Origin of the sequence: Marinobacter shengliensis (genome assembly GCF_003007715.1) — a bacterium.
Classification (GTDB): Bacteria; Pseudomonadota; Gammaproteobacteria; order Pseudomonadales; family Oleiphilaceae; genus Marinobacter; species Marinobacter shengliensis.
This window is the reverse complement of sequence record NZ_PXNO01000019.1, coordinates 395,110-410,098: the sequence shown is the minus strand read 5'-3', so window position 1 is coordinate 410,098 and position 14,989 is coordinate 395,110. Positions and strand designations below refer to the sequence as shown.

The window sequence follows — 14,989 nt, the reverse complement described above, 5'->3', positions numbered from 1 at the left end:
CTCCCGTTCGTGCCCCGAAAGCCTCCGGTCGTGATCGAAAAACCCTTCTACGAATTTGATGCCTGGTGCTGCGCCCGGGTAGATCGTTTCGGCACTCTGTTTGATCTGGTGCTGTCTCACCGGTATAGCAAGCTGGACGTCACCGTTGGCGATATCCTTGGAGCCCACGGCAGCGCCACCATGTGCTACGCCTACTGGGACTTTATCCAGAATTACATGGATATCACCAAGCCCCTGCCGGAGCTTCCCATGCTTGAGCGATACCGTCCGCTGGATCCGACCACGGCAGAGCATGACCAGAAGACAGGCCGGCCGCCGCGTTACTGGCGGGATATGGACGATGAAACCTTTAAGAAGCACGTGGACCGGATGTTCACCGAAGTCACCATCATTGACACCGCCCAGCGTCGCAATGTGATGGCGGAAAAGTTGCAATACGCTTCATGAATACTCGCTTCACCGTATTCCAGTGACGGAGATGACAGCACCTTGTCATGCCTCCACCACTCTGAAATTACACTCGTCCATAATCGTCAACCATCAACAACGTGTAACCACAAGGAGAAAACCATGTCAGGAAGTCGCGATCATCTCGAAATGTCATTCATGTCAATCCAGTGCTTTGCCGATGACGGCAAGTTGGATGCCGAAGAACTAGGATCAATCGTTCGTATCGCCGAGCGCGATGGTGTGATTGATGAGAACGAAATCCGGGTACTTCGGAACATCATTTCCAGGATCAAACCGGAAGAGGTGGATGACGCCATGCGCCGCCGCTTGCAGGAAATTGAGCGAAAAATCAACGCAGCTTGAATGACAGCCCCACGGAGTGGGGCTGTGTCTTTAAGGGAGCTAAGGAAAAATTACGTCATGGACGAACAATCAGTTGTAAGTATTGAGGAAACTGGATAAGTCGTCGCCAGCAAAGACTGCATTGCTCTGGTGCGACGTTGGCAGCGACTTATCTTCTATGCTGTTTTCTCTGAGACTGAGGAGGGTGACTAGACGCCCGCACTGGTCGAAGTTCAGGGCCATCTCGCTTTTATCGCATCGCCTGACCGGGCTGGTGATCTTGGTCAGCATCCAGTGAGCGCATGCGGCGGTATTTACCGTCGCAAAACCGCCTCCGGCTGATTCAACAGCGCAATCAGCGGATTCTTCCTGAGCACGTAATCCCGCATCAGATACCCTAATAACAATCCCAGGGCAAAACCACCAAGGTGCGCTGCCCAGGCCACACCGCCCTGGGCGGTAAACATGCCGAAAAGGTTAATCAGGCTCCAGATCAGGAAGTACCAGTGAGGTGCCAGTTTCTTCTGGTACACGATGATCATGAAGGTCAGGCTGGCGTGGCGGAACCACAGCAGGTAAAGCCCGAACAGCGCGGCGATGGAGCCGCTGGCTCCCACCAGCAGGAGTGGCCCTTGGGCGGTGTCGAAGAGCATGAGCTCAGCGAGGGCTGCCATCACGCCGGCAAACAGGTAGATTGCGAGAAAGGCGCCATGGCCGAGTGCATCCTCGAGGTTGTCGCCGATAATCCAGAGAAAATACATGTTGCCCACCAGGTGCATCAGCCCACCATGAACAAACTGGTAGGTGAGCAGTTGGAGCACGAAGTGCGCGGGGCTTTGGGTGTCTGAGTTCAGCCCCAGATTGACGAATATCCATTCGTTGGTGGCCGGAGCGAACATTCCCGCCACAAAAATCAGGCTGCAAAGTACAATCAGCGAGCGGGTAACCCAGGGCGTGCGATGTGGCTGCACGTTGTATTCCACGGGCATGGATGTGAGGAACTGGAACAACCAGGACTTCCAGGTGACTTTTTTGTTCAGATCGGTCAGCGCCTGCTTTAGCTTTGGTGAGTGCATTACCTGATCAATTTCATGCTTGTCGAGCCAGACACCGTCGCACTCGGGGCAGCAATCGATTTCAGTGGTGTAGTGTTCCAGCAGCTGGTAATGAACCATTGGCACCTGGCAGCGGCGGCACTGGCGATCGCTGGAGCGCAAAGCAGGCCCGAGGTGGAGCTCATGATCGTAGTCATCAATGCAGTCGTGCTGATGGGCGATGGCGTGGTTCAGGGCGCCGTCTTCAAACCACAGGCCATGGCATTGCCGGCAGTCCATTATGGACGGGTTGCTGGTGGCAACGAGGCTGTCGGTTTTGCAGGCCGGGCAGCGTTGATATCGAATTCTGGGCATAACTTCCTTTCCCTGGATACGTGCGACGATTACTGGTCGGATTCCGTCAGATAGTGCCTGGCAAACGCCTGCAACTCCCCCGCCACCCGCTGCCGAATCGCGGCGCGGTCGTTGGGATCAAGCCCGTACTTCTTGGCCAGTACCTCAAAATCCTCATCCCGCAGGGTGATGGTCAGCCGGGGCCTGGCCCGATTCTTACGGTAGGGCAGCTGCAGGACTTTGCGCACCATATCAGCGGTGGTCATGTCCTGCAGGGCTGCAGACACCCGGAAGGCGCGCTGGATGTCGTTGGAGAGATCAAAGGCCAGTTGCACCGCCTGAACCGCTTGTTCTTCTTTTGACCAGTCCGGTTTCTTTGCCATTGGCTTAGCCTGGATAGGCGCCCCCGTGTTGGGGGCGCGTAAAGTGTTACTGAGCCTGGTTGCCTTTCAGGCGGGCAAGGACATCGTTTACCGCGTCTTGCTCGCTATCAATGCCAGCGGCCTTCAGTTTCTCATCCAGGTCGGCCCCGGTGAGTTCTTTCTCAAGCGTAGCGCTGGCGTTTTGCCGGTCTTCTTCCCGGGCCTGGCGGTCACGGATGCGCTCCAGTGTTTCCTTGGCGGTGCTCAGGGAAGACTGGTTGCTGTTAATGTTGGTGTCGATCTGGGCGGTGGTGCGCAGTACCCGCTCGTTGGTTTTCACCACCTGCAGTTCCCGGCGGTAGTCGGCCAGCTGCTTTTCTGCCCGCTGTACGCGCTCTTTCAGGCCGCTGATGCGCTGTTGCAGCAATTCGCGGGTCTGGGTCAGTTCCCCGGCGCGGCGTTCGTGGCCCACAATGCGTTCTGCCACTTCCCGGGCCAGGTCTTCCTGGCCGGCGGCCAGGGCTTTGCTGGCGTCCTGTTCGCGTTTGCTGGCGCTGTCCTGCTCAACGCGGATCTGCCGGGCCAGCGATGCGGATTCGGCCATCAGGGCGGCCAGTTCCTGCTTGGCCTGTTTCAGTTCCTGTTCGGCGTCTCGCAGTTCCTGTTCCAGAATGCGGTTGCCCTGGCCATCCACAACGGCTTCACCCAATTCGTTAACGCCACCGCGCATGGCGGTCAGGATTTTCTTCAGTACGGTTCTCATGGTTCAGCCCTCACTCAAGCCAGGTAGTCTTCAAAAGTCTGTAACAGGTCGATGGCATTCTCGGCGAGCGTGACCAGTTCCTGCATGATTTCGGTCGTACCGGAGGTGGGGCTCAAGGCGCCATACACCACGTAATGATCGCCGGTTCTTCCCAGTGCGCTGAGGGGCATGGGTACGCTTAGGCGGAGCATGTTTTCATGCAGCTCGTTCAGGCGTTCCGGGTTCAGTTCCTGTTCGTCAAAAAGGTACGCAAGGCACAGAATCTGGGTGTCGGTTACGGTAACGTACACCGGCGTTTCTTCAGCGCCGGAAACGACCACTTGCAGTACCGGCTCGTCACCGGCTACGGGCATCACATCAAAGGTACGGCCTGCATGGGTAGCATCGCCCAAGGCCAGGGTGAGGGATTGAGTGTCCACGAATAGCTCCTTCCTGTGGCATTGAATCGGTTCGGCCGATCCGGACGAACCTTGTCCTGTCGCTTGACATTTTATGTCAATAAGCCGAGTCTATACTCCGCAATTAAATATTTGCAAGAAATAGTTTGTTTGCGTTATAAACAACGCCTAATTGTTGACATGAACTGTCACCCCTTGGATTTACCGGAACGGATGTCTGGTCGCGTATGGAAACATTCTTCGCAGTTGCGTTCTCCTTCCCGACGGTGGTTTTCTCCGTACTGCTTTGCGTGGCCATTATTTACTGGCTGATTTCCCTTTCCGGTATGGGCGATGTAGACGTCGAGGGTGATCTTGATGTGGCCGGTGATTTCAGTGGCCTGATGGTGACTCTCGGCTTGCAAGGCGTGCCCCTGCCGCTGGTGCTCACCCTGTTGTTCCTGGCTGGCTGGTTGACCAGTTATTTCATTGATCTGGCCTTGGGCGCACTGGTGCCGTCGGGCATTCTGCACTGGTTGTACGCGCTGGCGGTGCTGTTCACATCCCTGGTTAGCGGCCTGTTGGTCACGTCCATTGTCGTTCGCCCCCTTCGGCCTCTGTTCCGCCGTGCCTATCTGCCACCTCTGCAAAAACGCATTATCGGCACACCCTGCGTGGTGATTTCTTCCTCGGTTTCTGAAACATCTGGGCGGGCAGAAGCCCATCTGGACGGTGCCCACCTGGTGTTGCAGGTGCGCAGCCATTCCCCGTTGTCCCATCGGGAACGGGCCATTCTTATTGAACACATTCCGGACGCCAACGCCTGGTGGGTGGTACCGGAATCTGAGTTTCTGTCCGGCGGTTCCGCCGGTTAACCCTGCACAAGCGTCCTTCCAATCAGCTCAGGAGAAAGCGTAAATGGATTTATCTTGGATCATCCCGGTCTTCATGACTGTCGGCGTTCTGGTCTTGTTGATACTGGGCATCCTGGCCCTGTTCAAGGCTTTCTATCGCAAGGTTGATCAGGGCCAGGCCCTGATCGTGAACGATCTGTCGCCAACGCCCAAGGTGTACTTCACCGGCGCCATGGTGCTGCCGGTTATTCACCGTTCCGAGACCATGAAAATCTCGGTCATTACCCTGGAGCTGAACCGTACCGGCAAGGAAGGGTTGATCTGTAAGGACAACCTGCGGGCGGATATCACCGTTGCGTTCTACTTGCGGGTAAACGAAACCGCAGAAGATGTCTTGCGGGTTGCCAAATCGGTAGGGGTTGGTCGTGCCTCTGACCGCGATGCGGTCAACGAACTGTTCAATGCCAAGTTCAGTGAAGCGTTGAAAACCGTTGGTAAGAAAATGGAGTTCATGCAGCTGTTCGAAGAGCGGCAGCGGTTCCGGGATTCCATTGTTGAGACCATCGGCGAAGATCTGAATGGCTATATCCTCGAAGACGTGGCCATCGATTACCTGGAGCAAACACCGAAAACCTCTCTGGATCCAAACAACATTCTGGATTCCGAAGGCATCAAGCGCATCACTGAAATTACGGCACTGCACAACGTAGAAACCAACCGCCTGGAGCGTGATCAGGAGCTGGAAATCCAGCGCAAGAACGTCTCCGCCCGCGAAGCATCGTTGGAGTTGGAGCGTAGTCAGGCTGACGCAGAAGCCCGTCAGCGCCGTGAAATTGAAACCCTGCAGGCCCGTGAAACCTCGGAAACCGAGCAGGTACGTGAGCAAGAGCGTGCCCGCGCCGAAGCCGCCCGCATCAAGACCGATGAAGAGCTGGCGATTGCTGAAGAAAACAAACAACGCCAGATCGAGATGGCCATGAAGGCCCGTGAGCGTGCGGTGCAGATTGAGGAAGTGCGCATTCGCCAGGCCCGTGAGCTGGAAGATGTAAACCGTGAGCGCGCGGTGGAGATCGAGCGCATCGGCATGGAGAAGGCGCTGGAAGAAGAGCGCAAGGAAATTGCCGACATCACCAGTCAGCGTATTGCCGTTGAGCGCAACGTGGCGGAAGAGGAAGAGAACATCAAGGATGTTCGTAACCGTTCCGAAGCCGAGCGTTTGAAGGTGAAGAAAGTGGTTGCAGCGGAAGCCGATGCCGAAGAGCTGAAGCTGATGGATGTGAAAGCCGCTGAAGCAGCGTTCGAACGCTCCAAGCTGGAAGCGGAACAGGTGCGCGTGAAAGCCCAGGCAGACCTGGATGCCGCCGAGAAGAAGTCGGTGGCGGACGAGAAGCTGGCCCGTGGTCGTCAGGCCATGGCAGCGGCCGATGGCCTGGCCGATGCCCAGGTCAAGGAAGCTCAGGCAACCGCGATCCGTGCGGATGGCCTGGCTCGTGCCGAAGTTAAATCGGCCACGGCGAAGGCTGACGAAGAAGCCGGCCTGGCTGAAGTGCGGGTGCTGGAGCAGCGCCTTGAAACCGAAGCCATGGGTGAAGAGAAGCTGGGTCTGGCGAAAGCGGATGCCCGCAAAGCCATGGTGCTGGCGGATGCCGAAGGCGAGCAGCGTATGGGGCTGGCCAAGGCCGATGCCCGCGAAGCCATGGCCAAGGCCGAAGCGTCTGGCCTGGTTGAGAAGCTGAAGGCCTACGATGGTATGTCTGAAGAAGCCCGCCACTTCGAAGAATTCCGCATGAACCTGGAAGTTCATGAGAAGGAAGTGATGGCGCAGATCGAAGCCCAGAAGACCGGTCTGCTGGAAAATGGTCGCGTGATGGCGGCGGCCCTGAAAGACGCCAAGTTTGAAATGATTGGCGGCGACGGCGGCATCTTCGAGAAGTTTGCCCAGGGGCTGGGTTACGGCAAGAGTGTGCAGGGCGTTCTGGACAAGTCGCCCTCGCTGCAGGCAGCCCTGGCCGGCATCGCCGGACGGGTTTCCGGTGAGAAGTCCAGCCGGACTTCGGAAACCGCCTGAAGCCCCAGCGACCGCCGGCCCAAGCACCGGCGGTCGCTGTTCCCATTCAGATTTCCCTTCAGTTCAGGATGATTTGGTATGTCGACGGATCGCACCGGCCTTGAAAGCATTGTTCAGGAAGGCTCTGCCTTCGAAACCATCCAGCGGCGGCTGAAAGAGCAGGGCGGGCAGCTCCGGGAGCAGGTGTCCGGGTTGAATCAGGCCCGGGAAGAGGTTTTCGGCAGTGCCGGCATGAACGTACTTGGCCGGGCCCGGGTCAGAACCGAAAACAATGCCATTGCACGGGATGTGGTTCGTCTTGGGGACAAACTGCTTTTCGGCTTCAATCTCCAGCTTGGCTTGCGCAAGTCTCTGGCGGTTGAGGATGTGTTCCGGCTGTACCACCTGAATGACGGCGACAGCGGTTTCGAAATGACCGAAGCCGCCATCGAAGGCTCTTTCCTGACCGATGCCCGCTTCGCCACAGACTTCCGGGAACTGCAGCAGTACTACAACACCGCCACCCTGTCTCAGCTTGTCATCCTCAAGGGCATGTTGCTGATGGCGTTCCGTATTGGTGACAAGCTGGACGACCTGAGAGTGTTCCGCTGGGAACTGAAGCCGGATGGCAACGTAAACCGATACGTGGACAACCGGGGCGAGCGCGACCTGACTTTCCCGGATCGTTTCAGCTTCCCCTGGAAAACCGTTGGCCGTGACAGCCAGGTACAGGGCCGTTCGCCGCATCTGAACATTGCCGACACCCTGTTTGTTGACAACCTGCGGGGCAACATCACCTTCAAGGTGGAGAATAACACCGCCACCGGCGAGGGCATCTATCAGGACGCGGTGGAGTCTGACTCCCAGTCCCTGGACGACGCCAGCTTTGACTACGCCGACCTCGGCGAGATTCTGCTGGTGCGGATTCTGCCGTTCAATGAAAAGCACTGGCGCTACTACCTGTTCAATCGCACCCAGCGCAAGGTTGAACGGGTGGATGCCATGGCCGGTTCGGTGGCGTCGTTGCCGGACAATCACGGCCTCATATTCCCCTCCGGCTATTACCTCACCACCGGTGAACTGAAAACCTTCCAGATTCCGGAAGGGGATTTCCGGCTCAAGCGCACCCTGCGCTCACCGAACGGTGAGGACATGCTGTATGTGTTCTACGAGCAACTCACCGGGCAGGTGATTCTGTTCCGATACAACCTGATCCGGAAACAGGCGGATGTGCCCCTGATTGGCCATGGCTTCGCACTGTTCGAGAACGGTCATCTGGTGGTCTTCAATGCCGATAACGAACCGACCCTGGTGCACCCGCTGCAGGTATGGGAAACCCCGTTTACCTCCGAGAGCTTCCATGCCCAGGCCAGCGTGGCAAACGATTCGGAACTGGCTCGGATTGGCAATCCGGAACTGGTGCGGGGCATTGCCGAATTAAACACGGTAGTGACGCTGGTGGACTCCTCCAGCGCCAGTGAGCGCCACTTCACCAGCCTGATTCGCACCGTTGACCGGGTGCTCGACCAGTTCTTCTGGCTGTCTGGCAGGCAGGAAGAGGTTCTGTTCTCTGGGCTTCATCAGCACCTGACAACCATCCGTGGCACTGCGGAACTGGTACTGGATGAGTATGAGAAAGTTCAGAGCATCCGGGCGCAGACGGAAACCGCCATTAATGATGTGGCTGAGGCTCAGGGCATTTTGATGCGAGACCTGAAGCCGGACAGCTGGAAAGCGCCGGATCAGTTTGTCAGTTACTTGGCCCGCCTGCGCGAACATCGGGGGCGGGTGCGCACCCTGAATGATCGGCGGTATGCCGATAAAGCCCGTATCGAAACGCTGGAAAGTGATCTGGCCGACGCTGAGGAGCGGCTGACGGAGCGAACCTTCCGTTTTCTGGCCTCAGCGGAGGCGCTGGATGGTTACCGCAAGACCCTGACCGAATTACAAACCGACCTGGCCGAGGCCGACACCCGGGATGCCCTGCGCAAGATTGTAGATCGCTACCGAGAGCTGACTTCCGGGCTGGATATGATTCAGGGCATGCTGGCGTCCATGGCCGGTGACGATGCCGCGCTGGAAACCGCCATCACCGATAACATCTCCGGCATCTACGCCACCATCAACCAGCAGCGTTCGGAAGCGGAACTGCGCTTGAAAGAGCAGGGCAGTGCCGAGGCCCGGGCCCAGTTTGCCGCCCGGCTGCGGTTGTTTGAGCAGAGCCTGGCCAACGGCGTGAGTTCCCTGACCGATGTGCGGGAATGTGATGGCCTGATGACCCGTATGCTCGACCAGTTGCAGGAACTGGAAAGCCAGTTTGGCGAATACGATGAGTTTCTTGCCGCCATTCTGGAGCAGCGTGAGAACGCCCACGAAAGCATTGAGGCCCGGCGCCAGCAACTGCAGGATCAGCAGCAGCGCCGGGTAACGACACTCACCGATGCCGCCGAACGCATACTCCGGAACGTCACCCGGCGGACCGAGCGGTTCGCCAGCCCGGAAGAACTGCACGCCTTCTTCGCCTCCGATGCCATGGTGGCGCGCCTGCGCAGCATGGCCAAAGAGCTGCGGGAGCTGGGCGCGGCCATGGAAGCGGATGACTGCCTGGGGCAGCTCAAGGCCGCCCAGGACACCGCGCTCAGAAGTGTTCGCGATAAAGCCGATATCTTTGAAGACGGCGGCGCGGTCATCCGTTTGGGCAAGCACCGGTTCAGCGTTAACCAGCAGGAGCTGGACCTGACGCTGATCCCGCGAGACGACCACGTGCTGCTGCACCTGACCGGCACTCAGTATTATGAGCGCCTGGACGAGCCAGAGCTGGACCGCCTGCGCGGCTACTGGAATATGAGCCAGCCGTCGGAGTCAGACAGGGTCTACCGGGCCGAGTACCTTGCGGCACTGGTGATCGAGGAATTCCGGCAGGCATCTGATCTGCCCGTCAACGTGGCCGATCTGGATGAGCTGACCGACTACATCCGCAAATTCGCCTCCCCCCGCTACCGTGAGGGCTATGAAAAAGGCATTCACGACCACGATGCCGCTTTGATCGTCAGTACCCTCTGGCCGGCTATCCAGAGCGCGGGATTGCTTCGATTCAGCCCCAAGGCCCGTGCCCTCGCCATGCTGTACTGGGCCGAGGTGGCCCGGCAGGATCTGGCGGCACAACAGTTGCGTTCACGCTGCCTGTCTGCCGGTATTCTCAGCCGGATGATGCAGTCGAACGAATTGTTGTACTCCCTGGAGCAGGAACTTGCTCCGCAGTTGTCGGAGTTTGTCGCCCATCATCAGCTGGCGCTGGCGGAAAAAGGCAGTGCCGAGCGTACCCTGATTGAGTCGGCGGCCCAGTATTTAGTGCAGCAGCTGGCGGAGGAAACCGAGCAGTTTGATATCACCCGTTATGCGGGTGAGCTGGCGGCCGGTTTCACCGAATCCCTGAAACGGGATAACCAGTTTGCGCAGTACCAGCAAGCACTGGATGTGGTGAGCGGCCAGCCGGCGGCTCGCTGGACCATTGCCCAGCATTGGCTGAAGGCCTGGATGGGCAAAACCGACCAGCAACACCTGATGCATTACCTGCCGGAAGTGGTGGCCGTCCTCAATGTGGGCGATGCCATCAAGACTGGCGTTCGCAGCGTTGAGTTGGCCTTTCATGTGGAAGGCCTGCTGGGCCAGCACAGTCGCATCAACGAGCGCACCCTGAGCCTGCAGCTGGACGAGTTCGATGAGCGCTTGCGCTACCACCGCCAGGAAATCATTCCCGGCTGGCAGCAATTGCAGGAAGTTCGCCACAAAGTCCTGGAGAGCTGGCGCGATCAGCTGCGCCTTGAGGAGTTCCGGCCCCGGCCGCTGTCGTCTTTTGTGCGCAACAAACTGATCAGCGAAAGCTATCTGCCGATCATCGGCGACAACCTCGCCAAGCAGATGGGCACCGCCGGTGAAGACCGGCGCACAGACCAGTCCGGCCTGTTGATGATGATTTCGCCACCCGGCTACGGCAAGACCACCCTGATGGAATACGTGGCAAACCGCCTGGGCCTGATCTTCATGAAGATCAACTGCCCGAGCCTGGGCCACGACGTCACCTCGCTGGACCCGGAAAAAGCGCCGCACTCCACCGCCGAGGCAGAGCTGATCAAACTCAACCTGGCCCTGGAAATGGGTAACAACGTGATGCTGTATCTGGATGATATCCAGCACACCCATCCGGAGTTCCTGCAGAAGTTCATCTCCCTGTGTGACGGCACCCGACGCATTGAGGGGGTCTGGCGCGGCCGCACCCGCACCTACGACATGCGCGGTAAACGCTTCTGTGTGGTCATGGCTGGTAACCCCTACACCGAGAGCGGTGAAGTGTTCAAAGTGCCCGACATGCTCGCCAACCGGGCTGATATCTACAACCTGGGTGACGTGCTCTCAGGTATGGAGCACGCCTTTGCACTGTCCTACATCGAGAACAGCCTGAGTTCCAACCCGGTGCTGGCGCCCCTGGCTACCCGTGGCATGGCGGATTTCTACCGCTTTGCCGACCTGGCCGAGGGCAAGTCGGTGGCTGACTCCGATTTTGAACACGATTACAGCGCCGCCGAGCGGGACGAAATTGTCTCCCTGCTGAAAAAAATGATCCGGGTGCGGGAAACTGTGCTGCGAGTGAATCAGGCCTACATAGCCTCCAGTGCCCAGGCCGAGGCCTATCGCACCGAGCCGACGTTCAAGCTGCAGGGCAGTTACCGGAACATGAACAAGCTGGCAGAGAAGCTGTCGCCGATCATGAGCGAGGAGGAACTGGAAGCCCTGATTGATGACCACTACCAGGGCGAGTCCCAGCTGCTGACCCAGGGCGCGGAAGAAAACCTGCTGAAACTCAAACAGATGCGCGGCACCCTGAGCGAGGCAGAAGCCGCCCGCTGGCAATCGATCTGCGAAGAATACCGCCGCCGCCAACAGGCCGGTGGTGATGAAGAAACCGGCGTGAAAGTGGTGCGCCAGCTGGGCCTGATTTCCGAGCACATGCAGCAATTGGGACAGCAATTGGTGGCCGGAATGGACAGCCGAAGGGAGTCCGAACCAGATCTCGACAAGGCCTTGAGCCAGTTGTCCCGCTCCCTGGAAACCGGCCTCACCGAGGGCCTGCAATCGGTGCAGCTCAACCCGGCGGTCACCGTCAACCTGGACAGCCCACCCCAGGTGGGCGATGCCCTGATGGCGTTTGCGAGGATCTTCGAGGAGTCCATTGTGCCGCTTGTGAAAACCATGGATGGCAAGCTGGACCTGGATCTGAAAACCCAGCAGGAAATGAGTCGGGTGTTGAGGGTGATTCGGGAGCTGCAGGACAGATTGCTGACGCAGGATCGAGCTCAAAGCTAAGCCGTTAATAATGCAAGCAAGGATGTAGTCCATCATGATCAAGGAAGATTTGGCAGTGCCCACAGCGGCACAGTTTTTAGAAACACTCAACAGCGGTGATCACCTGAAGCTCATTCGGGAATGGCGCGATGTGGTGTTTCACACCGTATTCGTCAAGAAACACTCTGGACTTGAATTGCCAATGCTCTATCCGGTTGACGAGCATCAGAGCTTTCTGGCGAGCCCGGATGCCAATGAAGTTCAAGAGGCATTGGAAGGCTTTGCCCTTCCGGACGATGCCGACGTTTTCGTTAAAGCTGAACCGTTACGAGAGCTGGCCAGAAACGCCCATATGTTGGGAGCCTGGCTGAACTGGCTGGGTGCCGAGATCATCATGAACAGTTCACTCATGGAATTGTTTGGGATGAAAGCTCTGGTGACTGTGGAAGGTGGGCAAGAGAAATTGTATCAGGCAAAAGTTTATGCCTCCCCTGCACTGAACAAGAAGGGCCCCTCGGCCAATGCAAGCGCCCAAATCTGGAACATCAGCCAGGTTGTTGGCGGGTCCGACATTCAGCGCTCCCAAGAAGTCATGATTTATGATGACAGCAAATCTATTGCGTTCGCAGAGAATGGAGGCTCAATTCTCTCCTCACGCAAATTAAGCCAGTTGACGGCGGATGAAGCAGCGCTCTTCGACAAATGGGCGGCGCCGGTATATGACTTTGAGGCGTTAACCCAGGGTGAAGAGAAGGGGAGCGACTCTCTTATTCAGGACACCTACGTTCCCCACCCCTCATTGCTTGACGATGCGTTACTGAATTCATTCTGTGAACTTGAGCGGGCGATTAACAATGAGATCATGCCCGATGCAAGCCGCCTTTATCTGGAGGTTAGCAAAGACCAAGTTTTCGCCGAAATGGAAGAGTCGGGAGATGACAGCCTGGATCGCGTTGAGGGTCGGAAGTTCTGTATTCTTTTTGAGGATCACCCCGAATGGTGTCTGTTGCTCGGTGGCGATGGCTTGGCACTGACCGATTTCTCCGATGACGTCTGGCTACCGAGCTCTACTGGTCGCCATGAGATGCCGGAGCCTTTGCGCCTGAAAGTGGTTCGGGCCATTGCCTGGACGTTATTCTGGAAGGGGCGGGAGCCTGGTACGCGGGTGTCGCTCATTCCCGGACAGTTTGCAGGTCTGAAGCCTTTTCGCCCGGACAATCTGAACAGGATCTTTCATCCGCCTCTGGATGACACCCGGTTCCCGGTGCTGGCTTCCATGCCTTGTGGCGCACAACCAATGCCTGTGCTGGTGCACGGTGAGATACCCGAAGGTTACGTGGTTGAAGCACTGGAGGATCTGAAAGTTCAAGCTTCAGATCTTCCCCGGGGAACACCGCGCCGAGACAGCATACTGGTGAATGACGCGGTTCATTTTGGCTCGATGTGCGGCCCCATTGTGGTGCCACAGACTGCCATCGAATTCCCGGATGAGTGGTACACAAACGCTCGAACCTCCAACACCCAGCTAATTTCCGATTTCAAGTTCTTTCTGCAGAGCCAGCCCCGGAGAAAGTCTGCGCCGGGTAAAGATCTTGATAGCCCGGGGGTGGTGATAGGTATCTGCGTTGGCTTCATGGCCTTTTTGTTATTACTGGTTGTCATGCTTGGGTGATAGCAAGCTGACCCGAACCTGACTGGTCGGTATTTAACGCAGATAGGCGCAGGTTCGGTGCAGAAGGATTTGGAGCATGGCAGGGAAAATTAGTTATCAAAAACCTCAATTTGTTGGCCGGGATGGAACTGCAGCACGCCTGACACACTGCTCTGTTGCGGGCCGTCACTACTATGGCGCCAACGCCTACAGCCCGAGTTCGATCCCCAACCAACCAGCTCAAACCCAGGATTTCAATCACTCGGTGCTGGGGCGCTCAGCGGGCTTTCGGTTGCCTTGGGGTGGCGCGCAGGATGTCATGCCGTCGAATCTATTTGCCCGCTGGCGGCCGAAAGATCTGCGAAGAATGGAAAAGCGCGAGGATCTGCTTGCCGAAGCGGACGATCAGGGCCAGCAGAATCATGAAAGTATTTGTTATGCACCCCTGGCTTTTAGATCGAGGTTGATCCATGTGTTTGAGGTCTATGGTAAAGGGTTCTTTTATGTCGGGTTGCCCGTCTCGATTTTCATGTATGTCACGGCGATATTTGAGCTTGGCCCTAATACAACCTGGCGGTCGGCATTCTTTGAATTGTGGCTACTTTTCTTTGTGCTTGCAGGTGTTCCTGGCCTGATGTGGTTGTCCTCAACACTTGTCTTCACCCTCTTTCCCCGATGGAGCGTAAAAGCCGGACGCGGTCCTGAATGGGAACTCGACCGTCGCAACGGGATGGTTCGGGTGTGGCGTTACCGCCGTGCTGTGCCTTTGATTGGGCCACGCAAAGTCACGGTATTCGAGGCGCCTTTCTTTGAGTTTGACGGCTTTGTGGCCGGTGGGGCAACCCGGTATGGGCCAAGGTTCGATTTCATCCTGTGCCACCGCTATAGCAAGTTGAAGGTGCACATCGGCGATATTCTTTTAGGCTGGCACCATAACCCCCGTCCTTGTTACGCGCTCTGGGACTTTCTCCAGAACTTCATGGATGTGAGCCGTCCCCTGCCGGAGTTTCCGGTGTTGGAGCCCCATCGACACAAAGATCCGATAACCGCCGAGGACGACCGGAGGTCTGGACGCCCGGAACGTTACTGGCGGGATATGGACGATAAAACCTTCAAGCAAAAAGAAGATGAGATGCTTAGCCGGGTTCTGAGCATTAACACCGAACAACGTCCGAACCTGATGGCAAAGAAGGTGCGCTATGCGCACATGACCCCAGAGGATATGCTCGCCTATGGGCGTGGTTCCCGGGAGTCCCGTCAGGGTCGTTCTGGGTCTCGTGCACCCAATACGTCAGTTGGGAAGCGTTTTCTGAATGAGTCAATGTAAAGGGAACGACTACGGATGCCCATACCCCGTAGAGTATTCCTCCACGACCTAATAAGACGGAAGAGTTAAATCGTACTTGGGGGGC

General features: G+C 57.3%; 10 protein-coding genes and 1 pseudogene. 7 read left to right on the top strand and 4 right to left on the bottom strand.

What is annotated here, in order from left to right; translation table 11 throughout:
- Window positions 1–447: pseudogene (locus tag C7H10_RS05575) on the top strand (hypothetical protein); the annotation flags it as partial.
- 123 nt (window positions 448–570) lie between these two features.
- A complete protein-coding gene (locus C7H10_RS05570; protein ID WP_106694067.1) occupies window positions 571–813 on the top strand; it encodes a hypothetical protein in 243 nt (80 codons plus the stop codon).
- A 293-nt stretch (window positions 814–1,106) separates the two neighbouring features.
- Here the strand turns inward: C7H10_RS05570 and C7H10_RS05560 are convergent, their stop codons facing one another.
- The 4 genes from C7H10_RS05560 to C7H10_RS05545 are packed head-to-tail and all read right to left on the bottom strand — an operon-like array spanning window position 1,107 to window position 3,724.
- The gene (locus C7H10_RS05560; protein ID WP_106694065.1) at window positions 1,107–2,201 is read right to left on the bottom strand and encodes a rhomboid family intramembrane serine protease; all 1,095 of its coding nucleotides are present in this window, start codon (window positions 2,199–2,201) and stop codon (window positions 1,107–1,109) included.
- 29 nt (window positions 2,202–2,230) lie between these two features.
- Window positions 2,231–2,563: a hypothetical protein gene (locus C7H10_RS05555; protein ID WP_072676039.1), complete on the bottom strand. Its 333-nt coding sequence runs from the start codon at window positions 2,561–2,563 to the stop codon at window positions 2,231–2,233.
- A 46-nt stretch (window positions 2,564–2,609) separates the two neighbouring features.
- A complete protein-coding gene (locus C7H10_RS05550; RefSeq protein WP_072676040.1) occupies window positions 2,610–3,305 on the bottom strand; it encodes a PspA/IM30 family protein in 696 nt (231 codons plus the stop codon).
- A gap of 14 nt (window positions 3,306–3,319) precedes the next feature.
- On the bottom strand, window positions 3,320–3,724 hold the full coding sequence (locus tag C7H10_RS05545; protein ID WP_058091627.1) for a YjfI family protein: 405 nt from the start codon (window positions 3,722–3,724) through the stop codon (window positions 3,320–3,322).
- A 206-nt stretch (window positions 3,725–3,930) separates the two neighbouring features.
- On the opposite strand from C7H10_RS05545, the gene C7H10_RS05540 reads away from it, so the two are divergent.
- From C7H10_RS05540 to C7H10_RS05520, 5 genes are all read left to right on the top strand, one after another.
- Window positions 3,931–4,557 (top strand): hypothetical protein, encoded by a 627-nt coding sequence (locus C7H10_RS05540; RefSeq protein WP_106694064.1) that lies wholly within the window; start codon window positions 3,931–3,933, stop codon window positions 4,555–4,557.
- A 43-nt stretch (window positions 4,558–4,600) separates the two neighbouring features.
- Window positions 4,601–6,604: a flotillin family protein gene (locus C7H10_RS05535; protein WP_106694063.1), complete on the top strand. Its 2,004-nt coding sequence runs from the start codon at window positions 4,601–4,603 to the stop codon at window positions 6,602–6,604.
- A 78-nt stretch (window positions 6,605–6,682) separates the two neighbouring features.
- Entirely contained in the window at window positions 6,683–11,947 is a 5,265-nt protein-coding gene (locus tag C7H10_RS05530; protein WP_106694062.1) for a DNA repair ATPase, read from the top strand.
- Window positions 11,948–11,981: 34 nt separating this feature from the next.
- Window positions 11,982–13,598 (top strand): hypothetical protein, encoded by a 1,617-nt coding sequence (locus tag C7H10_RS05525; protein ID WP_106694061.1) that lies wholly within the window; start codon window positions 11,982–11,984, stop codon window positions 13,596–13,598.
- A 76-nt stretch (window positions 13,599–13,674) separates the two neighbouring features.
- A complete protein-coding gene (locus tag C7H10_RS05520; RefSeq protein WP_106694060.1) occupies window positions 13,675–14,904 on the top strand; it encodes a hypothetical protein in 1,230 nt (409 codons plus the stop codon).
- Window positions 14,905–14,989 lie beyond the last annotated feature (85 nt).